The 24,858-nt window shown below is 41.9% G+C and carries 21 protein-coding genes; 16 read left to right on the top strand and 5 right to left on the bottom strand.

From position 1 onward, the window contains the following. The first annotated feature begins 340 nt into the window (after positions 1 to 340). Complete coding sequence (locus NSP_RS10660; RefSeq protein ID WP_006196239.1) at positions 341 to 826, top strand: hypothetical protein; 486 nt, start codon at positions 341 to 343, stop codon at positions 824 to 826. Beyond that, positions 826 to 1,269, top strand: a complete 444-nt coding sequence (locus tag NSP_RS10665; RefSeq protein WP_006196238.1) for a type II toxin-antitoxin system VapC family toxin — start codon at positions 826 to 828, stop codon at positions 1,267 to 1,269. The genes NSP_RS10660 and NSP_RS10665 overlap by 1 nt, the downstream gene beginning before the upstream one ends. An 84-nt stretch (positions 1,270 to 1,353) precedes the next feature. On the opposite strand, the gene NSP_RS10670 is transcribed toward NSP_RS10665, so the two are convergent. Genes NSP_RS10670 through NSP_RS10685 form a run of 4 tightly spaced genes read right to left on the bottom strand, consistent with a single transcriptional unit; the run spans position 1,354 to position 6,580 of the window. Continuing rightward, the gene (locus NSP_RS10670) at positions 1,354 to 1,794 is read right to left on the bottom strand and encodes an Imm30 family immunity protein (RefSeq protein WP_006196236.1); all 441 of its coding nucleotides are present in this window, start codon (positions 1,792 to 1,794) and stop codon (positions 1,354 to 1,356) included. Positions 1,795 to 1,844: 50 nt separating this feature from the next. Next, complete coding sequence (locus NSP_RS10675; RefSeq protein ID WP_006196234.1) at positions 1,845 to 5,126, bottom strand: WD40 domain-containing protein; 3,282 nt, start codon at positions 5,124 to 5,126, stop codon at positions 1,845 to 1,847. 6 nt (positions 5,127 to 5,132) lie between these two features. Continuing rightward, positions 5,133 to 5,909, bottom strand: a complete 777-nt coding sequence (locus NSP_RS10680) for a PP2C family serine/threonine-protein phosphatase (RefSeq protein ID WP_006196233.1) — start codon at positions 5,907 to 5,909, stop codon at positions 5,133 to 5,135. 17 nt (positions 5,910 to 5,926) lie between these two features. Further along, positions 5,927 to 6,580: a vWA domain-containing protein gene (locus NSP_RS10685; RefSeq protein WP_006196231.1), complete on the bottom strand. Its 654-nt coding sequence runs from the start codon at positions 6,578 to 6,580 to the stop codon at positions 5,927 to 5,929. A 325-nt stretch (positions 6,581 to 6,905) separates the two neighbouring features. Here NSP_RS10685 and NSP_RS10690 point away from each other — a divergent pair, with 325 nt between their 5' ends. From NSP_RS10690 to NSP_RS10760, 14 genes are all read left to right on the top strand, one after another. After that, positions 6,906 to 7,760 carry a Uma2 family endonuclease gene (locus NSP_RS10690; RefSeq protein WP_006196230.1) on the top strand — a complete coding sequence of 285 codons (855 nt, stop codon included), beginning with the start codon at positions 6,906 to 6,908 and terminating at the stop codon, positions 7,758 to 7,760. Positions 7,761 to 8,159: 399 nt separating this feature from the next. Next, complete coding sequence (locus NSP_RS10695) at positions 8,160 to 9,341, top strand: class I SAM-dependent methyltransferase (protein WP_006196228.1); 1,182 nt, start codon at positions 8,160 to 8,162, stop codon at positions 9,339 to 9,341. Between the two features lie 402 nt (positions 9,342 to 9,743). Next, positions 9,744 to 10,184, top strand: coding sequence for an ATP synthase subunit I (locus tag NSP_RS10700; RefSeq protein ID WP_042202124.1), 441 nt, complete (start codon positions 9,744 to 9,746; stop codon positions 10,182 to 10,184). Positions 10,185 to 10,301: 117 nt separating this feature from the next. Further along, a complete protein-coding gene (atpB, locus tag NSP_RS10705) occupies positions 10,302 to 11,048 on the top strand; it encodes a F0F1 ATP synthase subunit A (protein ID WP_006196225.1) in 747 nt (248 codons plus the stop codon). Between the two features lie 123 nt (positions 11,049 to 11,171). Continuing rightward, the gene (atpE, locus tag NSP_RS10710; protein ID WP_006196223.1) at positions 11,172 to 11,417 is read left to right on the top strand and encodes an ATP synthase F0 subunit C; all 246 of its coding nucleotides are present in this window, start codon (positions 11,172 to 11,174) and stop codon (positions 11,415 to 11,417) included. Positions 11,418 to 11,541: 124 nt separating this feature from the next. Then, positions 11,542 to 12,033, top strand: coding sequence for a F0F1 ATP synthase subunit B' (locus tag NSP_RS10715; RefSeq protein WP_006196221.1), 492 nt, complete (start codon positions 11,542 to 11,544; stop codon positions 12,031 to 12,033). 114 nt (positions 12,034 to 12,147) lie between these two features. Then, entirely contained in the window at positions 12,148 to 12,711 is a 564-nt protein-coding gene (locus NSP_RS10720) for a F0F1 ATP synthase subunit B (protein WP_006196220.1), read from the top strand. Further along, positions 12,708 to 13,265 carry an ATP synthase F1 subunit delta gene (gene atpH, locus NSP_RS10725; RefSeq protein ID WP_006196215.1) on the top strand — a complete coding sequence of 186 codons (558 nt, stop codon included), beginning with the start codon at positions 12,708 to 12,710 and terminating at the stop codon, positions 13,263 to 13,265. Before NSP_RS10720 ends, atpH begins: the two co-directional genes overlap by 4 nt. Positions 13,266 to 13,419: 154 nt before the next feature. Then, a complete protein-coding gene (gene atpA, locus NSP_RS10730; RefSeq protein ID WP_006196214.1) occupies positions 13,420 to 14,940 on the top strand; it encodes a F0F1 ATP synthase subunit alpha in 1,521 nt (506 codons plus the stop codon). Positions 14,941 to 15,183: 243 nt separating this feature from the next. After that, positions 15,184 to 16,131, top strand: coding sequence for a F0F1 ATP synthase subunit gamma (locus tag NSP_RS10735; protein WP_006196212.1), 948 nt, complete (start codon positions 15,184 to 15,186; stop codon positions 16,129 to 16,131). A 382-nt stretch (positions 16,132 to 16,513) separates the two neighbouring features. After that, positions 16,514 to 17,686: an RNA-guided endonuclease InsQ/TnpB family protein gene (locus tag NSP_RS10740; RefSeq protein WP_006196210.1), complete on the top strand. Its 1,173-nt coding sequence runs from the start codon at positions 16,514 to 16,516 to the stop codon at positions 17,684 to 17,686. 406 nt (positions 17,687 to 18,092) lie between these two features. Continuing rightward, the gene (locus NSP_RS10745) at positions 18,093 to 20,330 is read left to right on the top strand and encodes a PP2C family protein-serine/threonine phosphatase (RefSeq protein ID WP_006196208.1); all 2,238 of its coding nucleotides are present in this window, start codon (positions 18,093 to 18,095) and stop codon (positions 20,328 to 20,330) included. 107 nt (positions 20,331 to 20,437) lie between these two features. Next, positions 20,438 to 22,003, top strand: a complete 1,566-nt coding sequence (locus NSP_RS10750) for a CHAT domain-containing protein (RefSeq protein WP_006196206.1) — start codon at positions 20,438 to 20,440, stop codon at positions 22,001 to 22,003. Positions 22,004 to 22,329: 326 nt separating this feature from the next. Further along, a complete protein-coding gene (locus NSP_RS10760) occupies positions 22,330 to 22,992 on the top strand; it encodes a hypothetical protein (protein ID WP_006196204.1) in 663 nt (220 codons plus the stop codon). Between the two features lie 369 nt (positions 22,993 to 23,361). Here the strand turns inward: NSP_RS10760 and NSP_RS10765 are convergent, their stop codons facing one another. Next, positions 23,362 to 24,729, bottom strand: a complete 1,368-nt coding sequence (locus NSP_RS10765; protein ID WP_006196202.1) for a PrsW family glutamic-type intramembrane protease — start codon at positions 24,727 to 24,729, stop codon at positions 23,362 to 23,364. Positions 24,730 to 24,858 lie beyond the last annotated feature (129 nt).

The following is a 24,858-nucleotide window of genomic DNA, read 5'->3' on the forward strand; positions in this document are numbered from 1 at the left end:
TGCCAGTAAGTTAACCCAGTTAGCTTTAGATTAAAACGTTTTGCGTTGACGCTGGTGATTTATTAAGAAGTATGTACAATCTGCAATCCAAATGGGTTTGCCGGAATGAGTACATATTCTCTCTGGGCGAAAATTCACTATTGTTTTGTATCATATCGTACAAAGTTGTAATCATACTTTGTAACAAAATTAGTATTTTTTAATATAATTTAATATTTAGCTAAGTAAGTCGGCGAGAGGCTCAGATCCCCGACTTCTTCAAGAAGTCGGGGATCTCTATGAACGAAATTTATTAATTTTAGGGATATAATCAACATAAAACTGAAACGGGTAAAATATCATGAATTTATTATCTGTAAAAATTGCCCCCAACACGAATGCACCTAAGTTAACTTATGATGTACTGATTGAAAATCAACCAGATAATACAGTTAAAGCTACATTGTTAGGTTTACCAGACTGTCAAGGTTTAGGAAATACAGAAACAGAAGCTATAGAAAAACTCAGCCAAAGTTTGCAAACTCGGTTAGAAACCGCCAAGATAGTTACTTTAGAAATTGCAGCGCCTCCATCAGAAAATCCTTGGATAAAATTTGCAGGAATGCACAAAGATAATCCTCTTTTTGATGAAGTAATTAGCTATATAGAAGAAGACAGAAAGGAACTTGATTTACAAATGGAGGAATATCATCAACATTTCATTAATGAAATTGATAATGAGCTTGAAGAATTAGGACTGACTGATGCTAACTATGTCACGAAAGCCTTTCATCTTCGTCAGCGTCATCGAGCCAGCACAAAAAATAATGTAGAGAATAATTTATAGTGGCTAACTTATATATATTAGATACAGATCATTTATCTCTTTTTCAAAATAAAGACCCAATAGTAACACAACGTATAAGTCAAGAAAATCCTGAAAATATAGCTCTAACCGTAATTACATTACAGGAGCAAATGAAAGGATGGCTCAAAGAAATCAATAAGTATAATAGTCAACCTTTCAATTCTAACAATAAATTGGTATGGGCTTATAAAGGTTTGGCAGATGAAATAGAGTTTTTTAAAAGTATTCGATTATTAACTTTTGATGATCGTGCTTACAAAATTTATCAATTATTAGTTATTCAAAAACTTAAACGTATAGGGACAATGGATTTACGTATTGCATCAATTGCAAAATCTGTAAATGGGATTGTAGTAACCCGCAATCGACAAGATTTTCAAAATGTTCCTAACTTAGTTTTAGAAGATTGGACTATATCTTAATTTTTATAACAAGTTTTATCCAACTTTTTATATCTAAAACTTTCAATAGAATAAAAAAGTGTGCAAACATAATATTATGCTTTCTTATTTCATACTTAAAGAACCGTCTTTAATTTTGAGTTTGTTTACAATACTTTCCTCCAAAAGAGGATACAGGAAATGAGGCGTTGTTAAATTAGCTGAATGTAATAGTTCTTGATAAGCGTGACAAGCTACTTGATCATTTAAAATCCGGTTATGAATTATTCTTGTCCATTCCGGTGCAGTTATCATTAATTGGGGTACAACTTTAATAAATGCTGCAATTTGTTTTTTTACATCAAAACATTCCAGAAAATGAATTAAGCTAAACATCACTTCTGGCTGTTCACATTGGTCATTTAAAATCAGATGATATGCAGATAAATTGTCATCATCTGGATGAGCAGCTATTTCATTTAAAGCATTTTCAAATTGGGTAAATTGTTCTTCTGTTCGCATTAAACAATTTTCTTTTAGAATTGCCAGGAAATCATTTTGATTCATGGATTTGTACCTTCTTTTTCACAAAATATTGCCAAGTAATTCTCTTATTTTCAATGCTTGAATAGTTCTTTTAATGTTGTAATTGCTAGTTGGAAACCTTTGAGCCAAGAAAACACAATCCCGATCAAACCCAGCGTAACCATAACAAAATTATCATTCAAAATCCCGAACAAAATGATACCAAAAGATAGGCACGACAATAGGATCAAAAACAAGTTCCAAGCTAGGTCTATCCACAAGGATTGAGATGTAGAAGTTGTTGGTTGGGAAACTTGAGGCTGAGTTGGCTTGACTGAAGATGAAGTAGTAGGAGATGCTCCCATTTGCCAAATCTTGATAGTCCTGTCTTTACTCCCACTAGCGAGGGTTTGACCATCCGGGCTGAATGCTACAGAAAAAACCCAGTCGGAATGCCCTGAGAGGTTTCGCACTAGCCTTCCTGTACTGACATTCCACAGTTTGATAGTGTTGTCACCACTCCCACTAGCAAGGGTTTGACTATCTGGGCAGAATGCTACTGAACTAACCCCGTAGGAATGCCCTGACAGAGTTTGCAGTAGCCTTGCTGTGGCTACATCCCACAGTTTAATAGTGTTGTCTGCACTCCCACTAGCAAGGGTTTGACCATCTGGGCTGAATGCTATAGAAACAACCGCTTCGGAATGCCCTGAGAGGGTTTGGAGTAGCTTTCCTGTACTGACATCCCACAGTTTGATAGTCTTGTCACTACTTCCACTAGCAAGGGTTTGACCATCGTGGCTATATGCTACGGAATTAATCGAGTGGGAATGACCTGGGAAGGTTTGAAGCAGCTTTCCTGTACTGACATCCCACAGTTTGATAGTCCTGTCAACACTTGCACTAGCCAGGGTTTGACCATCGGGACTGTATGCTACACACCAAATATTTTCAGAATGACCTGTGAGGGTTTGAACTAGGTTTCCTGTAGTCACATTCCATATCTTGATAGTCTTGTCCCAACTTCCACTAGCCAGGGTTTGACCATCGTGGCTATATGCTACGGAATTAATCGAGTTGGAATGACCTGTGAGGGTTTGAAGTAGGTTTCCTGTAGTCACATCCCATATCTTGATAGTCTTGTCCCAACTTCCACTAGCAAGGGTTTGACCATCGCGGCTATATGCTACTGAAGAAACTGAGTCAAAATGCTCTGAGAGGGTTTGGAGTAGTTTTCCTGTAGTGGAATTTTTTAGACTTTGATTTGTTTTAATAACTTGCGGCTGTGATATTGATTTCACAACCACAGATGGTTTCGGTTTCACAACTCCAGGGAATATATCAACACCAAGTTTTGTAGAGCGATCGCACCAATAGCATTTACCATAAGTTTGGCTATAGTAGTGACCATCTATCCTTTCACATGGCATCAGACTATTACTAGCCACTTTTAACGCCGCTAACCACTCCCTAGCCGTAGGGCGTAAATTAGGATTTTTATGCCCATCATTAAAGCATCTCAGAAAACATCGCTGAATCTCTGGATGTACAATTTCAATCGGAATTGTTCTCTCCACAGGTTGAAACGGACTGTTTGGTGCATACAGCCATAAACCCAGACAGATAAGTTCATCCATTTCTGGAGTTTCCCCCGCACCTATCCACTTTCCCCCAAAAGGACTTTGACCACCAAACAATAATTGATAGATAATTACTGCTAACCGAAAACGGTCATGTATTTCCGTTTGGTCAATATTAGAAAAGTCTTTACCAATCAGTTCCGGTGGTGTATATCCCTGAGAACCTACCAAACAACGATAAACTTTACCATTTTGGGGATGACGAACCTGAAAAGAATCTGTATCAATAATTGAAGGTAGAGCTTGATTATTAACCAGAATATTTTGCTGCTTGATGTCACCCAATACATAACCAGAATTATGAAGTGCAGCAATAATAGAAGCGATATTCTGTGCTGTTGTGTGCAGAAAACGCCAATCAACTTGAAGTTTTAACCTCTTGCGACGCTGGGGATTATATATATCAAGAAGTTCTTTTGCATCCTTAATTTCTGGCATTAAAAAGCCTACACAATCACCCTGAGCATTTTTCAGCGATGAAATAGGCCAAGCAAAAGAAATATGATTAAGACCATAATTTACCTCTGTGGGTGGATGTGTTATCATAAAGGCTAATTTTTCCCCCCGTTCAACTGTGGGCGAGTGGTAAATTTTGGCTAAGTAACCATTCTGATTAGTGCGCCAAACCTTACCTTCTCCACTATCCGCCAGAGGTTCACCCAAGAGAGCGATTGATTGACTCGTACTACCACAAATCAGAAGCGTCCTTGCTGTACCAGGGAATATATCAACACCAAGATTTGTAGAGCGATCGCACCAATAGCATTTACCATAAGTTTGGCTATAGTAGTGACCATCTATCCTTTCACATGGCATCAGACTATTACTAGCAACTTTTAACGCCGCTAACCATTCCCTAGCCGTAGGGCGTAAATGAGGATTTTTATGCCCATCATTAAAGCATCTCAGAAAACATCGCTGAATCTCTGGATGTACAATTTCAATCGGAATTGTTCTATCCACAGGTTGAAATGGACTGTTTACTGCATACAGCCATAAACCCTGACGGATAAGTTCATCAATTTCTGGAGTTTCCCCCGCACCTATCCACTTTCCCCCAAAAGGACTTTGACCACCAAATAATAATTGATAGATAATTACTGCTAACCGAAAACGGTCATGTATTTCCGTTTGGTCAATATTAGAAAAGTCTTTACCAATTAGTTCCGGTGGTGTATATCCCTCAGAACCTACCAAACAACGATAAACTTTACCATTTTGGGGATGACGCACCTGAAAAGAATCGGTATCAATAATTGAAGGTAGAGCTTGATTATTAACCAGAATATTTTGCTGCTTGATGTCACCCAACACATAACCAGAATTATGAAGTGCAGCAATAATTGAGGCGATATTCTGTGCTGTTGTGTGCAGAAAACGCCAATCAACTTGAAGTTTTAACGTCTTGCGACGCTTGGGATTATATATATCAACTAGTTCTTTTGCACCCTTAATTTCTGGCATCAAAAAGCCCACACAATCACCCTGAGCATTTTTCAGCGATGACTTAGGCCAAGCAAAAGAAATATGATTGAGGTGGGAATTTGGCTCTGTGGGTGGGTGTGCTGTCATCACCGCTAATTTCTGCACCCGTTCAGCTGTGGGCGAGTGGTAAATTTTGGCTAAATAACCATTGTCATTAGTTCGCCAAACCTTACCTTCACCACTATCAGCCAGAGGTTCACCCACAAGAGTGATTGATTTACCCGTACTACCACAAATGAGACGCGTCATGGAATATTAATTGTTTTCCCAAAGACACAACAGCAAAGTTTTATCATCATCAGTGCGAGCATTTAGCCGTTCAGATTTGAGGAAATTAACGAGATATTCCGCTTCATCTTCTGGATTAGCTGTTTCTTCTAAGTATTCTTCAAAAGGCTTAAAGAATGGTGGAAAAGGTTTCCAGTCACTGATGCGAATTGCTAATTTTTCCAGTCCATCAGTAGAAGCACAAATAAACTTTTGCGGCTCTGAAATTACCTTTACCTGCATTTCTGCTAGTGCATCTTTGGAAGTAATAAAAGTGGTTTCATTAGCAAACTCACCTTTATCTGGCTGAAACAACAATTGATAATCTTCTGAGTCTTGGGGACGCACCACTATAAATCCATCCCCAATTTGCATAGCACCCAACCAATGGGGAGTAGCTATAAAAACCAAGAGTGTACAAGCTAAATCATTGAAAGCATAATCTTTTTCAGATGCTAATTGGCGTAATTCTGCAATTACTTCTTGCACAATTCTAGCAAACACCTTCTCAGTTTCTATTTGGGAAAGTGACTGAGAAAATTCTTGCTGCTCAGAACTTTTATTAACACGCTCAAACCAATCAATTACAGTTTTTACCGCTAATTCAGAACCCACATCAGAATATTTAGCACTACCAGCACCATCAGCCACCACTCCCACAATCACATCCTGAAAGATGCCATAATCCCCGTAGTCTTGACAAGGTAATTCTTGGCTTTGATGACTCGTTCCCACGTCATAACGAGCAATTGCTTTCCAACGCACGATAAATCCTCAAAAATCTAAGTGGTAATTTGTCCCCATCCCACAGCAGGTAATGCTACAGCTTCCCCAACTTTCCCACTAGAAACCCGTTTCATGGAAGTGGAAAGCCAAACAAACAGTGAGCGAAAGTCTAAACCATTCAGCATGACTGGGGGACGCTCTGGGGCAATTTGTTTGAGCGTGTCAAAATCAGCACCCTGTACGCCTACGGCAAAAAAACATAATCTGCGACTAGCTTCAGCTTCCTTCACCCGTTGCGCCGCATACTTCCAGTCATCTGTAGGCGCTCCATCTGTAATTAGAAATACCCAAGGACGATAATATAAAATGCCATTATCTTTGTATGCTGTCTTCCGACTTTCCAATAAGTCCAAAGCATATTCAATGGCTTCACCCATTGGCGTTAAACCATCAGATTTTAATTCAGGTGGTGTAAAATTTTCAATAGTTACAAAGTCTTGTGTGAGTCGCACCGGTCCAAAAGAGACAATAGCCACTTCTACGCTCAGTGCTGCTTGTGAATCTTTTACTACATCTTTTTTGAAAGCAGCCAACCCGCGATTTAACTCTTGAATGGGTTGTCCTGACATAGAGCCAGATACATCTAGCAATAGAATTACTGGGCAACGAGTTTCCGGATTTTCAACGAATTCAGGCAGTCCTACTGGCATTTGGATACTCCTGGTTAAGCACAATTAGATGCTCAATATTTAATGAATAATTTACCTGTTTGTGTATAATTTAACATAAACCTTCGTATAAATCTATGGAATTAGCGCTCTTTCATGAGTCTCGTTGTGCAAAAATTATCAACATCATAGAAGCTATATCATAGCCCCCTCCTCGCTTGCGGGGAGGGGGTTGGGGGTGGGGTTCAACGAATATTTAATTTATTCATAATCAATAGCAATTATTAATAAAGCTTCAGAGATTTATTCGCAGTGAAAACAGAAAGTTAAAATTATTCAAGAACAAAAATATGGGGAGTTGAGCCAAATGTATCAAGTAGACCCGCCCTTACCTCCTACAGAAACACTGCCAACCATGTATGACTTACCCAGCGAAAATCCGGAGGAACCAGGCTTGCCAGATGAATTTCACCTTCTCCAACCTGAATTACTCCGCATCACTTTTCGCCCGCCTAGTTATGCGGAGGATCAGATTTTTACAGCTAGTGATTTAAACTTATACTATGATCCTCATCATCCCCAATGGTATAAACGACCCGATTGGTTTGCAGTGTTGGGAGCATCGCGTTTTTATAACCAAACAGAATTGCGGTTAAGTTATGTTACTTGGCAAGAAGGAATTGATCCTTTTGTAGTAGTTGAACTAATATCACCAGGGACAGAAGCGGAAGATTTAGGGCGAAGTTTACGGGAGGTTAATCAACCGCCTAATAAATGGTCTGTGTATGAGCGAATTTTGAGAGTACCCTATTATTTTGCCTTCAACCGTTACACTAATGAGTTTCACTGTTTTGGTTTAATGATGAACCGCTATCAACCTCTGTCTGTAAATGGGCTGGGGGTTTGGTTAGAGTCAGCAGAGTTAGGTTTAGGGTTATGGGATGGCGAATATCAAGGATTAAAAAGACTGTGGTTGCGTTGGTATGATCGAGACAATAATTGGTTACTCACACCTGTAGAACAGGAAAAACAGCGTGTAGAACAGGAAAAACAGCGTGTAGAACAGGAAAAACAGCGTGCAGAACAGGAAAAACAGCGTGCAGAACAGGAAAAACAGCGTGCAGAACAGGAAAAACAACGGGCTGACTCTGCGGAGTTAGAAAACGCTAAGTTGCGGCAATTGTTACTTGAACAAGGAATCAGTTTACCAAATGGTCATTAGACAAAGGAATAAAATGCCTAAATTGTAGGGTGGGTTAGTCCGTAGCCCACCATTGTCCTTACGTTTATGCAATACGGTTGAGTTAAAGTCAGGACTTACGCGAAATGAAGAGAAGAAGGTGAAAAAAAATTGCTTAACTGAATTGTATTGGTTTATGGTGGGTTACGCTGCGCTAACCCACCCTACTGGACTGACAAGGCTAAAATGATGCATTATGTTTCTCTTGTGGAACAGGCATCTTGCCTGTTCTGGGCGGGCAGTCCTTGCCCTCCCCCACAATAGTTTTATCTATTGCACTGTTTTAAGCTTGTCACGCCACTACAACAAGGAATCAGTTTACCAAATGGTGAATAATTCTCCCAATCCGCTAAACTCAGAAATGCTGCGTTCTTCCTCATCATGTCAGACTCCCAAACTGTTAGTGCTGCTGTTGCGAAACTCTACGATACCTATCCCTTCCCGCCAGAACCTCTACTAGATGAAGCCCCTCCTGGGTACAATTGGCGCTGGAATTGGTTAGCCGCTTACAATTTCTGCACTGGACGCAAACCACCAAAGCAAGATATCCGCATTTTAGATGCTGGTTGTGGTTCTGGTGTGAGTACTGAATATTTGGTACATCTCAACCCTCAAGCCCAGGTGGTAGGAATTGATTTAAGTGCGGGAACTTTGGAGGTAGCCAAAGAACGCTGTAAACGTTCCGGTGCTGATAGGGTGGAGTTTCATCACCTGAGTTTGTACGATGTGGAACAGCTACCAGGGGAGTTTGATTTAATTAATTGCGTGGGTGTGTTGCATCACTTACCTGACCCTATCCGTGGTATTCAAGCTTTAGCCAAGAAGTTAGCCCCTGGTGGACTAATGCACATTTTTGTCTATGGTGAATTGGGACGCTGGGAAATTCAACTCATGCAAAAGGCGATCGCACTTCTCCAAGGTGACAAAAAAGGCGATTATCGTGATGGGGTACAAGTCGGACGAAAACTATTCTCTTCCCTACCAGAAAATAACCGCATTGTCAAGCGAGATAAGGAACTTTGGTCTTTAGAAAACCATAAGGATGAATGCTTTGCTGATATGTACGTTCATCCCCAAGAAATTGACTACAACATTGAAACGCTGTTTGAATTAATTGATGCTTCTGGCTTGGAGTTTATTAATTTTTCTAATCCTGATTTTTGGGAGTTGTCAAGACTCTTGGCGAAAGCACCAGAGTTAATTGAGAGAGCAGAAGAATTGAGCGATCGCCAGCGCTACCGCCTGATAGAATTACTAGATCCTGAAGTTACTCATTATGAATTTTTCCTCGGTCGTCTTCCCCTAATTAAATCCAACTGGTCAGAGGATAAAGACCTATTGCCAGCCATTCCCGATCTTAACCCTTGTATTGATGGTTTTCCCAGCCAATGTCTATTTAATTACAATTATCAGATTGTTAACTTGTCAGAATTAGAGTTGCAATTTTTACAAAAATGTGATGGACATTTAACCGTGGCAGAGATTTTGGCAACGGTGCAAATCGACTTGAATCAAATCAGGTCACTCCTCGAACAGCAGATCATTTTATTGTCACTGAGTTAATTAAATTACCAAGACCAACAAGCTGATTATAGAATTACCCAATCAGCTGAACATCCCATTATTTGCATACCATCATTTAATATAAACCTTGTGGGGGAGGGCAAGGACTGACTGCCCTGGATGTGCAAATTCACAGCCGAATAATATAAAACAGGCAATAACGATAAAAAGGCGAAATTTGAAGAAAGTTGGAATTTGATCAGCTGGAATTTCGGCTTTTTATCCCCGTTCTCCCTCACCCCCTCGCCTACGATTTTCCGTTACAGGGCGGGCTTCTACCCTAAGTCTGATCCCGGCAAGAAGTTAATTGTTTTTTTCTAAAGTATTGTTACCTGATCGTGATATGATTCAGCTGACTGAATGTGCAGTCATTATAAGTTAGCTGTACTGGTTTCAAGTCTCGTGAGCTTGTCAGAAGATTCAATTGACCCCACTCCGACAACACAACAAGAAACTCAATCTGGTTCTGAAGACACAGAACCAGTTAACGCCTCCATGCAGGAGTTCTATCAACTCTACCAGGAGTTGTTGATAATTACACTTGCCTTAACAGTGACTGTTTTTATCTCTGTGTGGATTGCTTACTCGCTGAACATTGCCCTAAATTATCTATTAGGGGCGTGTGCAGGTGTGCTTTACTTGAGGCTGTTGGCAAAAGATGTTGAGCGTTTAGGTAGAGAAAAACAGGCGCTGAGTAAAACCCGGTTAGCCTTATTAGTAGCTCTGATTTTCCTAGCATCGCGGTGGAATCAACTACAAATATTACCCATATTTTTGGGATTTCTCACATACAAAGCCACACTCATCTTCTACGTAATTAGGATGGCTTTTGTCTCTGACTAGCCAAAGCGCGGACAACCTGAAAAAGCTAAACTAAGCCTTGCGTGAGGAATATCCACACTGCAAAGAAAGCTCCTATTCTCCAGGTAATATTGGAGAAACGATTGATATGGAAAGAAAATGCTGAATTTTCTGAACTTCTACTCTCTTCCACTTGCCGAATTGGAAGTGGGTAAACATCTGTACTGGCAAATAGGCAACTTGAAGCTACACGGTCAGGTGTTTCTCACGTCCTGGTTTGTTATTGCTGTGCTAGTGCTAGTTTCCTTAGCCGCAAGCAGTAACATCAAAAGAATTCCCAGTGGGTTGCAGAACCTCATGGAATACGCCCTGGAATTCATTCGGGATTTGGCTAAAAACCAAATTGGCGAAAAAGAATATCGCCCTTGGGTGCCTTTCGTTGGCACTTTGTTTTTGTTCATTTTTGTGTCAAATTGGTCAGGGGCGCTGGTTCCTTTCAAGCTGATACATTTACCAGAAGGTGAACTAACAGCACCTACAAGCGACATCAATACAACAGTTGCCTTAGCGTTGCTGACATCGCTGGCGTATTTTTACGCTGGATTCAGCAAAAAGGGTTTAGGGTATTTTGGCAACTACGTCCAACCAGTGTCGTTTATGTTGCCCTTCAAGATTATTGAAGACTTCACCAAGCCTCTTTCCCTAAGCTTCCGTTTATTCGGCAACATTTTGGCAGACGAACTTGTAGTAGGTGTACTTGTATTGCTAGTACCCTTGTTTGTACCTCTGCCAGTTATGGCATTGGGACTATTTACCAGCGCCATCCAAGCACTAATTTTTGCGACTTTAGCCGCCGCTTACATCGGTGAAGCGATGGAAGATCATGGCGAAGAGCATCATGAATGAGGGGCATTAAATACCCTCAAAAGTCATGAGTCATTGGTTATTTAACAATAATCAAGAACAAATGGCAACTGACACACAACAACGTCTAAATCCACTCAACTCACAAATTAAGGAAATAAGATCATGGATCCATTAGTTGCTGCTGCTTCCGTTCTCGCTGCTGCTCTTGCTGTTGGTTTGGCTGCAATCGGACCTGGTATTGGTCAAGGTAACGCTGCTGGACAAGCTGTAGAAGGTATTGCTCGTCAACCAGAAGCTGAAGGCAAAATTCGCGGTACATTGCTATTAAGTTTGGCATTCATGGAAGCGCTAACCATCTACGGTCTAGTAGTTGCTCTAGTGCTACTGTTTGCTAACCCCTTCGCATAATCGGTACTGAGTACTGAGTACAAAAAGTTAGGAGTTAGGAGTTAGGAGTTAGACAATTAACTCATAACTCATAACTCACCGACTCAGGACTCAGGACTAATATATTAGATAGAAAATAGCAACCATGACACACTGGATTACCTTATTAGCAGTAGAAGAGGTTGCCAAGGAAGGGGGGCTGTTCGATCTAGATGCTACCCTGCCCTTAATGGCAATTCAGTTTCTAGTTTTAGCTCTAGTGTTGAACGCAACACTATACAAGCCACTGGGCAATGCGATTGATGGCCGGAATGATTATATCCGTAGCAATCAATTAGAAGCTCAGGAACGCTTGTCAAAAACCGAAAAATTGGCAGAGGAATATGAGCAATCTTTAGCAGGTGCTAGACGACAAGCTCAAACAATCATTGCTGATGCTCAAGCCGAAGCTCAAAAAATCGCGGCTGAGAAAATAGCAGCAGTGCAGAAACAAGCCCAGGCAGAAAAAGAAAAGGCTGCTAGTGAAATTGAGCAGCAAAAACAAGCCGCTTTTGCTTCATTAGAGCAACAAGTAGATTCACTCAGTCGCCAAATACTAGAAAAGCTTTTAGGAGCAGATATAGTAAGTCGGCGCTAATGAAAATTTAGCTTGGAATCATTAAGCGACATTGTAAAGACGCACTCGCCAAGTAACATTTGTTGGCGGCGTGGGTCACGTTAAGCCTTGGCAGCGAGTTGTGGACGAAAAATCATGGGGACTTTTTTACTGTTGATGGCGGAAGCCAGCGCCGTCGGAGGTGACTTGGCAGAAGAAGCGGGACATGGTGGTTTTAGTCTAAATACAGATATATTTGACACCAACCTGATTAATCTGGCCATTATTATTACTGTGCTGTTAGTGTTCGGGCGGAAAGTTTTGGGTAAAACCCTGAAAGGCCGCCGGGATACAATTGAAACAGCAATTAAGAATGCAGAGCAACGTGCTTCTCAAGCTGCACAGCGACTCAAAGAAGCACAGCAAAAGCTAGAGCAAGCTCAAGCAGAAGCCGAAAGAATCAAAAAAGCAGCGCAAGAAAACGCCCAAGCTGCGAGCGAAGCTATCTTGGCGCAGGCTGCTATAGATATTGAACGCTTGCAAGCAGCAGGTGCAGCTGACTTAAATGCAGACCTAAATAAAGCGATCGCCCAGTTACAGCAACGAGTAGTTGCTCAGGCATTGCAAAAGGTCGAATCTGAACTAAAAAGCGGCATAGCCGACGATGCTCAACAAATTTTAATTGAACGTAGCATCGCACAATTGGGAGGCGAGGTATGACAAGTAACATAGCAACAGCTGAAATAGCCGCCCCTTATTCACAGGCTCTGTTGTCACTCGCGCAAGCAAAAAACTTGACCGAAGAGTTTGGCGAAGATGCTCGGAGTTTGTTAGGCCTGCTTTCAGAAAATCAGGATCTACAGAACTTTATTGGCAACCCCTTTATTACGGGTGAGAACAAAAAGGCTCTGATTAGAACAATCCTGGGTGAAAGTGGTAACGCCTACTTACGCAATTTTTTGTTGTTACTGGTAGATAAACGGCGGATCGTTTTTCTAGAAGCAGTTTTACAGCAATATTTGGCTTTATTGCGGCAGCTAAATCAAACCGTATTAGCAGAAGTGATCTCAGCAGTTCCTCTGAGTGAGCTTCAACAGCAAGCAGTAGTGGAAAAAGTTCTGGCCATCACTAATGCTCGCCAGGTAGAAGTGCAATCTAAAATAGATAGCGAGTTAATTGGTGGTGTGATTATTAAAGTCGGCTCCCAAGTAATTGATGCTAGTTTACGTGGTCAGTTGCGCCGCCTTTCCTTGCGCTTAACCAGTAATTCGTAATTGCGATCCTACTTGAGTTTCCTTGCTGTGCTGATAGTCTGGCAAGGTAACTGGGCAGGGGATGAAATAATTGGAGAATTAAGGAAAATGCTTTCCCTACTCCCCACTCCCCACTCCCTACTCCCTACTCTGAAAAGCAAAAAACATAGACACAATGAGTATTTCAATCAGACCTGACGAAATCAGCAGCATTATTCAGCAGCAAATCGAGCAATACGACCAAGAAGTCAAAGTTGCTAACGTTGGTACAGTTCTTCAAGTGGGTGACGGTATCGCCCGCATCTATGGTCTAGAAAAGGCTATGGCTGGGGAACTATTGGAATTTGAAGATGGCACAATTGGCATCGCCCAGAACTTAGAAGAAGACAACGTGGGCGCTGTGCTTATGGGTCAAGGTCTGGAAATTCAAGAAGGTAGCTCCGTTACTGCTACTGGTAGAATTGCCCAGGTTCCCGTAGGTGAAGCGATGGTTGGCCGGGTAGTAGATGCCTTGGGTCGTGCGATCGACGGTAAAGGAGATATTAACACGACAGAAAGTCGTTTGATTGAATCTGCCGCACCTGGTATCATCGCTCGTCGATCTGTACACGAACCCATGCAAACTGGGATTACAGCTATTGACTCGATGATTCCTGTCGGTCGTGGTCAACGGGAATTGATCATTGGAGACCGTCAAACAGGTAAAACTGCGATCGCGATCGACACCATCATCAACCAAAAAGGTGAAGATGTAATTTGTGTCTACGTTGCCATTGGTCAAAAAGCATCCACCGTTGCTAACGTGGTGCAAACCCTCCAAGAAAAAGGCGCAATGGACTACACCGTAGTCGTCGCCGCTAGTGCCAGTGAACCAGCTACACTACAATTCCTAGCACCATACACCGGAGCCAGCATTGCTGAGTACTTTATGTACAAAGGCAAAGCTACCTTGGTGATTTATGATGACCTTTCCAAGCAAGCCCAAGCTTATCGCCAAATGTCCTTGCTGCTACGTCGTCCACCAGGACGGGAAGCATATCCTGGAGATGTATTCTACATCCACTCCCGCTTGTTGGAACGCGCTGCTAAATTAAGTGATGAATTGGGTAAAGGTAGCATGACTGCCCTACCAATCATCGAAACCCAAGCTGGTGACGTTTCGGCATACATCCCCACCAACGTAATTTCTATTACCGACGGTCAAATCTTCCTTTCTTCTGACCTGTTCAACGCTGGTATTCGTCCCGCAGTAAACCCCGGTATTTCGGTATCACGTGTGGGTTCGGCGGCACAAACCAAGGCCATGAAAAAAGTTGCTGGTAAGATTAAATTGGAATTAGCCCAATTTGATGACCTGCAAGCATTCGCCCAATTTGCTTCTGACTTAGATAAAGCCACTCAAGACCAATTGGCGCGTGGTGAACGGTTACGGGAACTACTGAAGCAGCCACAAAATGCTCCTCTCGCAGTATACGAGCAAGTAGCAATTCTGTATGCGGGGATTAACGGTTACTTGGATGATGTCCCTGTAGAAAAAGTAACTACCTTCACTAAGGGTCTGCGGGAATTCTTAAAAACCGGCAAACCTGAGTACACCGACTCCGTGAAAACCAAAAAGGTACTCGGTGACGAAGAAGAAAAAGCTTTGAAGGAAGCGCTAACTGAATTTAAACAGACCTTCAAAGCAACAGCGTAATTAGTCATTAGTCATTGGTCATTAGTCATTGGGAAACGCTTAATGGCTATTGACCGTACCAATTTTAGATTTTGGATTTTGGATTTTGGATTTTGGATTGTTTTTTTTGTTCGAGCCAGGCCGCTATGGCTGCTCATAAATCTAAAATCCTCGCTGCGTACGCTTCGCTAACGTCAATCTAAAATCTAGAATTGATTGACAGTTGACTATTGACTCAGGATTGAGGACTCAGAACTTAAAAATATGGCTAATCTCAAATCAATACGCGATCGCATTCAGTCGGTCAAAAACACCAAGAAAATTACAGAAGCCATGCGGCTGGTTGCGGCTGCGAGAGTACGTCGCGCCCAAGAACAGGTAACTGCTACCCGTCCCTTTGCTGACCGCTTGGCACAAGTCCTATATGGTTTGCAAACTCGTCTGCGGTTTGAAGATGTAGACCTCCCACTACTGAAAAAACGGGAAGTTAAAACAGTTGGGCTATTAGTAATTTCCGGCGACCGGGGTTTGTGTGGTGGTTACAACAGTAACATCATCCGTCGGGCAGAAACCCGCGCCAAAGAACTACAAGCAGAAGGCGTAAATTACAAATTCGTACTGGTAGGACGCAAAGCCATCCAGTATTTCCAACGTCGTGAACAACCCATTGACGGTACTTATACTGGTTTAGAACAAATTCCGACCGCAAGCGAAGCTACGGAAGTTGCAGATCAACTACTTTCTTTGTTCCTTTCAGAAAGTGTGGATCGAATTGAGCTAATTTATACCAAATTCGTCTCTTTGGTTAGCTCCCGCCCAGTGGTACAAACCCTGCTTCCTTTAGATCCTCAAGGTTTAGAAGCAGCAGACGATGAAATTTTCCGCCTGACAACCCGTGGCGGTCAATTTGAAGTAGAACGGCAAAAGGTGACTAGCCAAGTTCGTCCTTTACCCCGTGACATGATTTTTGAGCAAGATCCTGTGCAAATTCTGGATTCTTTACTACCCCTATATCTGAGTAATCAGTTATTGCGGGCGTTACAAGAATCAGCAGCCAGTGAACTAGCCGCACGGATGACAGCGATGAACAACGCTAGCGACAACGCCGGTGATTTGATTAAGAGTCTTTCGTTGTCTTACAACAAAGCTAGACAAGCCGCTATTACCCAAGAACTGTTAGAAGTTGTGGGTGGTGCTGAAGCACTAACTTAAGGAATTGCTCATTGTTTCGTATTGATAAATAGCTAATTGCTAGTTGTTGGGAAATTAGCTTGAACAAAAAGAAGCCTCTCGCCTACCCGAAAGGAGGCGAAAAGATAAATTTTTGGGCGATGACAAATTGAGCCATAACCAAATCAATCCACAGGATTGACAGGACGGTGGGTCAGTGAGGAATCGCCATTTTTAACTTCTAGCGAATCTATAAAATCTTCAAGTACATGAGTCATGGTTTTTTCGTTTTGAAGCGAGTACAGGCGAAGCTTATTTAATCTGCGCTCGGATATCCTCAGATTCAGTGATTTATTTTTCATGAGTGCCTATACAATGTCTGTACATTAATGTTATACTATTTTCAGGTCGAAACAGGAAAGCAATGAGGACTTCATACCAATACAAAATCAAACCAACTAAAGAGCAAGCAGAAAAAATTGATCAGACGCTCGAAATGTTGCGTTGTCAATATAATTATCTACTTTGTCAGAGGTTTGATTGGTATGAACAGAACCGTTGCCCTATTGATAGATGCCCCTTAATTTGCTATTTACCGGACTTAAAACATCAACCCAATTACTACAACCAAAAAGCCTCACTCACTCAACTAAAAAAAGACCGCCCTTGGTACAAAGATATCCATTCTCAGGTGCTACAGGAAGTTCCTAAAAAAGTTGATAAGGCTTTTGATAGATGGTTGAAAGGCGACGCTAACGGAAAAAAATCTGGCAGACCTAGATTTAAAGGTCAGTGTCACTACAGGACGTTTACCTACCCTCAATTCAAGAAACACAATTTTGCCAACGATAAAATTACGCTGTCAAAGATTGGGGATGTTAAGGTAATTGCTCACCGCTTAATACCTGAAGAGTTTGATATCAAGACCGTATCCGTCACCAAAAAAGCAGATGGTTATTATCTAACCCTAAGTCTTGACGATAAAAGAGTTCCGACAATTAAACCTGATTTTAATGCTGAAAATATTGTTGGTGTTGATGTCGGTTTGATAGATTTTTACGTCGCCTCGGACAATACCAGAATTGCTGCACCCAAGCATTTACGAAAAGCCGAACGTAAATTACAATCAGCGCAGCGTCGTGTTTCTCGCAGGAAGAAGGGATCTAACCGCCGCAAGAAAGCGATCAAGAAACTAGCCGTCCGGCATAAAAAAGTTGCCGACACCCGCAAAGATTTTCATTTCAAAACAGCTAAAGCATTGCTCGATAAGTATGACGTAGTAGCTGTTGAAAGATTAAATATCAAGGGACTCGCTAGAACAAGATTGGCTAAAAGTATTCACGATGCCGGATGGGGACAGTTCATAAATATACTTTCAAACAAAGCCGAGAATGCTGGTTTGAAGGTAATAACTGTTAATCCAAATGGCACTAGTCAGGAATGTTCTAGCTGCGGTCACAAGGTTAAAAAGCCGCTATTTCAAAGGATGCACAATTGCCCTGTATGCCACATAAGTTTGTGCAGAGATTTAAATGCGGCTTTAAACATAAAGAACCGTGGGTCGCACGGTCTTAAAGCTCAGTTAATGTCTTCATAGAAGAGTCGCTGAGAAGCCCACATTCACCCTGAAAGGGGAGTGTGTGGAGTACGTCACCAATTGGCTATTTTTGATTTTGGCAATTTTAACTAAAAAGCATTGACAAAATATATAACTTAGTATATGCAATCTGGTAAACTAACCAAGGTTATGCTTTGATAACAGATTGGGGTTGGCTGCTGTAATAATGAGAATCAAAAATAAATAGAAGCTATGATGAGGCTGTAGAGTTGATTAAGGAGTAAGTTATTGGCATAGGTAAATTAATAATTAACATACCTTGGTATCTGACAAGGAGAATTATGATCCAAAATTGGATATGTTGAGTTGAAGAAATTTCGGCGGTTTCGATTGCCGCTACCAATGCTTTTGATAAAATTGCCAATCGCTGATCACTGCGAACACTATGGAAAATGATGCGGCAACGCTCTACTGCCCAAATGAAGCTTGTCTGGCTGCCAACCCCTTAACTCACAAGTTTTGCCAGCGATGCTCTACACCCATACCCAAACGTTACCTCTGGGCTGTAGGGGATGGTTTGAGTGTGGGTAGCCCTGGAGATGTATTAGCCGATCGCTATTTAGTAATTAGTAAATCTGTTGTTTTAGATAGAAAGCCAGGATTACTACCCCAATCTCCTGAATTAGATAATTTAGAGAGTATTAAAGCTTATCTCAGACTAATTCCCTACAGCTTAAACGTACCACAGGTATATGGAATACTTCCTCTATCTGAAGGTAAGTCTCACAAAGAAATATTACTTTTAGAACAGCCGCCTTTGTACGTAGATAGTTCAGGACTACAAGTGCAGCTATGTAGCCAGTTAGATAATGCTTGGCGCGATGCGACATCAATGCGCCAACTTAATTGGTTATGGCAGATAGCTAATTTGTGGCAACCTTTGCACAGTCAAGGCGTGGCTAATAGCTTAATCGATCCTTATTTACTCCGGGTAGAAGGTTCATTAGTCCGGTTGTTAGAATTGCGTTCTGACGCTTCAAAAGCACCAGCGTTAGCCGAATTAGGTAAATTTTGGCAAAAATTAGAGTCAAAGTCTAAACCAGCTATATCGGAATTTGTTCACGAAATTTGCAACTTTCTCATTCAGGGAAAGATTAATTCTCCGGAAATACTCATTTCAGTTTTAGATAAAGGTTTGGCAGAATTAGGACGCTCACAAACTCCCACGATTAAAATTGTCACGAAAACAGAGACGGGGCCGAGTCGTCAACGGAACGAAGATGCCTGCTACCCAGCCAGTGGAACAGTTGTGAACAAACCACCACAGGCAGTCGGCTCCTTAGCAATTGTCTGTGACGGCATTGGCGGACACCAAGGAGGCAATGTCGCATCTAATTTAGCGATTGAAACAATTTATCATCAGGTACAGCAACTAACCACGGTTTCTTATGATCACATAGAACCTTCAATACTGCTGGCTGATTTAGATCATGCAGTGGCAATTGCTAATGACAAAATTAGCCAACGCAATGACAGCGAAAACCGCCAAGCGCGTCAACGTATGGGTACAACCGTAGTGATGGCGTTACCTATTGCCCACGAAATGTACATTACTCACGTCGGAGATAGTCGCGCCTACTGGATTACACGCCACGGTTGTTACCAGGTTACTCTAGATGATGATGTGGCTTCTCGTGAGGTACGACTGGGCTATGCTATCTATCGTGAAGCGGTACAACAGGGTGGTGCTGGCTCTCTGGTGCAAGCGTTAGGCATGAGTCCTAGTGACTCATTACATCCTACTTCCCAGAGGTTTATCCTGGATGAAGATGCGATTTTTTTACTGACATCAGATGGATTGAGTGATTTTGACCGGGTGGAAGATTATTGGGAAACAGAAATTTTACCAATTCTTCATGGTCAAGACGATATAGTCCAGGTTGCTGACAAGTTGGTGGAACTTGCTAACACCAGAAATGGACATGATAATGTCACTTTGGCATTATTACACCATCAAGTCCAATATTGCGAACCAGAGTTAACCCTCAAAGCAGTCATTCCAGATATTTCTTCCTTCCCATCTGCCAATGGTGTAACTAAAGGCTTACAACCAACCCTACTAAAGGGTAGCCCTAACCAAAAAACGAAAGTCCTATCAGAACAAAAGTCTACCGCAATTGCTAAACTGCCCTTAAATTTCATAGTTCCCTTTGTGTTGGTTGTCTTGGCTGGTTCAGTAGGATACTCGCTCAAAGGTTCATTAGAAGAATTTGCGAGATCAGTCGGTATTCTGCCCCCTAAGACTGCACAGTCAAGTTCTACTGCTCCAGCAATAAAGCCACCTTTCCGAGTCAATGAACTCAAGCCTGGATGGGTGATGAAATTTCAGAGTGAAGAGACTTTGAATGACGTAAATTTTCCCCAAGACAGTCATTGGGAAGTTATCCCAAGAGATGAACCAAATCCCGATTTAGCTCCAGAAGATTCCTTGGTAAATCTACAGCTTTGCTCCACATCTACCGAAAGTTTACCCTCAAAAGTAACAATAGTAACAACAGTAACGATAAAATTGTCTCAACTAGAAAAGTTAAAAGTGGAGGTCTTGCAATCAAAAACTGGAACTCCCTGCGATCCTGACTTCATTCCACCCCTAGGACCAAATAAACCAAGTAATCCCCTTTAAGTAAGTAAAATACTCGTTAAATTGGTAAAAACCTGGAATAATACAGGTAATAGCTACATAAAAAAATTGTTATTGGAAATTATTAGTTTTTACCTTTTAATGAATCCATGCCATCCCTAAACTTGGCGATCGCCCGTCTCATCAACACTGGCACAGATAACTTCGCCATTTGGGTCGTCAAAGCTCCCTATCCCAGTGGTTATGTTTTACATGACTGTGTTTGGCCTGTTGAACTCACTCAAGTTTGGCAAGAATGGCAACAGATGTTTGCTGGCCACAGTGGTTTAGATATTTTTCCAGGTTTCCAGCCGCAGTCAATTAACGCACTCTCCATCAACTTAGTTTCACCCCCTTCAGGACAAACGGCTGGTTACAGTAGTCGTCTGATGCAATACTTGGGGATTAATCTCTGGAAATGGATCTTCGCCGGGCCAATCCTTGGTAGTCTGGAACGCAGTCGGGGCATAGCGATGGGACAGCATACACGTTTGCGTTTTCGCTTAGAAATTCGTGACCCGGATCTGATTGCCTTACCTTGGGAAATTATGCAGCGCCAAGCTGGACAATCAGCAATGTCCCTCTCTCCAGATTTGCTCTTTAGTCGCACCACTAGTCAAGTTGAACCTTTACCGTATTTGCGAACCGACCAGGCTTTAAATATTTTGTTGGTTTTAGGACATGATGAAAACCTGCAATTGTCACAAGAAGCTGATATTTTAGAAAAATTTCTGGCAAGTAGCAATTCTCCGGGATCTGCACCTTGCACGGTGAAGACACTCCTGCAACCTACACCACAGGAGTTAATTCAAGAGTTACAAACCTCCGGATATAACGTTTTCTTTTATGCTGGTCATGGGCTACCAGGGCCAGATGGCGGGTTATTCTTTTTGCGTCCGGGGATGACCCTCAATGGTATTGAATTAGCACAAGTATTAACCTGTAGTGGTCTGAAACTAGCGGTTTTTAATGCTTGTTGGGGCGCACAACCCGCCGCGATCAATCACCAAGCTATCCCCGCTAGCAGTTTGGCAGAAGTGTTGATCCGTCATGGTGTACCTGCGGTTTTGGGAATGCGTGATCAAATTGCTGACCACGAAAGCCACAGTTTTATTCAAGCTTTTACCCAGGCTTTGCGATCGCGCAAGTCAATTGATGAGGCAGTTGCTGAAGCTAGGCAAGAACTGTTAACACTATATAAGTTCAATCAAATTGCTTGGACTTTGCCTGTTCTTTATCTCCATCCAGATTTTGATGGTGAACTGATTAAAAGTTTTGATGAAGGAATTACCGAATTACCAGATAGTGTCATCCCCAATATAAATTCCCCGATTCCCATAGCTTTTTTGCGATCGCTTTCATCGGGAGGGCAAACTTGGGTACTACAACCTGGAGTCACCCGCATCGGTCGTAGGAAAGATAATGATATTGTGATTCCAGAACCTTCTGTTTCTAACCGTCACGCCGAAATTTTATGTCGCAGTACTCTGACTGGTACTACCACCGTTAGAACTTATTACCTGCAAGATTTCTCTACCTACGGTACAACTTGGTGTTTAGGCGCTAATGGTTGGCAACAAATCCTCCGTGAGGAAGTTTCCTTACAATCGGGTATGCAGTTAAGGTTTGGCAGTTCTAGAGGTGAAATTTGGCAATTTGTGATTGAAGATGCTTAGGGAGTGGGGAGTGGGGAGAAGAGGAACGGGGGCAGGGGGCAGGGGGCAGGGGAGAAAAGGAAAATGGGCAGGGGGCAGAGATAAATGCATTTTGTTTCAAATTCCCCCTTGCTCCCTGCTCCCTGCTCCCCTGCTTCTTCTGGGGAATGGGGAAGTAAACGGTATTTATTCTTTGTTTTTTTCTTCCAGTAAAAATTCAATTTTCTTGGCTAGTACCAATCCAAAGACCTATTTTCAACCTTAGATAAAATTAACTGTTTTGCGGAAATCTCATTTGGGCAATTGTAGCTCTCAGTATTGCTAAATAATTTATCCAGAGACAACAAATGACTAACAATAATGTTAATGGCTCAGACACTTTCAACGCCTTACCATCTCAAGTAGAATTAGAGTTATTAGAGGCGTTACTAGAATCAGAGGATGCTGCTTATCCTTGGAATCCGGCTGATGAAGAGTCTGAAATTTATTTTAGCGAATTAGAACAACAGTTTACTATGCAGGATGAGCTAGATGAGGAACTGACTACAAAATCCCTAGCTTTTTATGACAAACTCGATAGCCTTTGGTCTGAGGTTTCAACTAACTCAAATTACGAATGTCATCCACATCAGTCAGTTTCGGTGGTAGATAATCTGCAAGTGGCTTTAAATTCCGCTTTTGCTCATAGTGTACCTGAAGGCTGGCTGATTGCGATCGCCAATAAAGCTGCTGAAACCTTTGCTTCTCAACAATCAATAGGCGAACAACTGGTGCATTGTGTTCAATCTGTATTACCTGCTTGGGATGTAGATGATCTGTTCGTTTTAGCCCGTCCTTTTGCCTATGCTATGCGTAGCAGCGAATCCCCAGAGGTGATTTCTTCTCTTAGTAAGGTGAAAAATCGAGATTGGATAACTTTATCGGAAGTGGAACAAGCTAAGGTGAGTGTGGCGATCGCTTACTATGCTTTCAGGGAATTAAACAGTTATCAGTCTCCAGAAAAATCTTAATTTTTTCTGATTTTCAAATTTCAAGGCTTTGGTTTGATTTAGGCAGAAAATAGTTTTGCTTACAGACAATACTCATTGTGTGAGTTGGAAAATTTTAAATCCTTCTTAAGACATAACTATAGCAGCATAAATTCAAGCATATTTTGGTGGACAGACTAATGTCATCTATCCTAAGACATAAATTAAAATTTTCTGGTGTGAGACTTGGGAATAAAAAGCTAAAAGGCAAAACAATGTACGAAGCAGAGATGAGCAAATTTTGACATTCAATTTTGCCTTTTGACTTCTACCAATTAATTTGTGTTTAAAAGCCTAAGTAAGATGCAAGGATTGGGATTAGTAGCCTCATGTCCCGTATATTCTCATTGCTTATTTGGGGCCAATAAAGCGGGTAGCAAAATTTTGCGATCGCGTTGGTGACAACACCCGTGCTTTCAAAATTGCAGCCATCAAGAAGGCATAAGATAACACCCCAACCACCACCAACAGTAAAGCATTAATAGATCCTGTCGCATTCCACAAAGCATGGAGTGCAGAGGCGCTAAGATAACCAATAGAGAGAATTTGCCAACGCATCCGGGGCTTGAGGACAGCCAAACCGATAAAATAGCCCAGGTAGCCACTGTAAGCCATATGTCCGGCTACAGAGCCTAAAATTCGGGGAATCAGCAGTTGAAACCCCGCCAATTGACCAGCAGCCCCTATTCCCACCTGTTGAGTAATGTTTGGCACATACTGTCCAAGAGTTTCCAAGAGAGTGAAACCGATAGCCGAAGCCGTTCCCAGGAGAATCCCGTCTAAAGGTTCCCAAATACCGATGCGTTCCCGCCAAGGTGAAGGTAAGCCCTGACCCATGAAATATGCTCCCATTAAGGGTAACGCCTTAAGTAACTCCTCCATCAACCCTGCACCAAAGAACATTCGTACCAGCAATTCTGTAAAAGTGATACGCTCTTGAGGTGAAGGTAAGCTACCAGGCAAAATATCCCGAAACACGAAGATAAATAAATCCAACAGGGGACTCAGCAAAATCAACGTTGTAGTCAATGCTGCGCCCATTAGCACCCACCAAGGCTTCTGTTTCCCGCAAAGTTGGTAAACAAAATAGTATGCAGCTGATGCGATGTAAGTTGCGACTATGACTTGATTAGCTTGGGAATTACCGACCGTAGCAAACATCAGCACTACAAATATGACAGTGAGTATTCCCGGTATCAGGTAAGCTTTACGAGTTAAATCCTTACCCGTGGAAATAATCGGAAACAGTTGAGTGAAGCTGACGGAATCTGGTTGTTTTAAGTAGGTATGACCGTGATTTTTGGAAGCTGATGGTAATGGCTTGACTTGTTGTGTCATCACCGTAGGCTGAGATATCAAATCATACTCAAAAATAAATTGCGGTCCATCAGAACCTAGAGAAATGCGATCGCCTGCGTGTAATTCCTGACATTCAGACAAACTTTTTCCATTTAAAAAAGTGCCATTAGCACTATTTAAATCACAAAGTACCCAGCTAAATTTGCCATCGGTAGATGAAGAAAGGGGACGAACCACAGCATGACGGCGAGACACCATCCGATACATCATGGCATCCAAGACAACTTGACAGGTGGGGTCGCGTCCAATTACTACCTCTTTACTGGTGAGCAGCGAATAGCGAGAATCAGATCCAAAAGCTGCTACATTACCAGACACTAGCCGCAGAAATGCATTATGTCTTGTGTTTTTGCCTGTCATCTAGTTAGAGTTTCTTTCCAAACAAATTCATAAAAAATACTTGAGCCGTAGAACTTAATCTTAGCCACGCCCACAGCAGCATTCCTAAATACACTATAGCTTTACTTACTGCGAAGAAATTTTAAATTT

The sequence above is a fragment of the Nodularia spumigena CCY9414 genome, from assembly GCF_000340565.2.
Classification (GTDB): Bacteria; Cyanobacteriota; Cyanobacteriia; order Cyanobacteriales; family Nostocaceae; genus Nodularia; species Nodularia spumigena.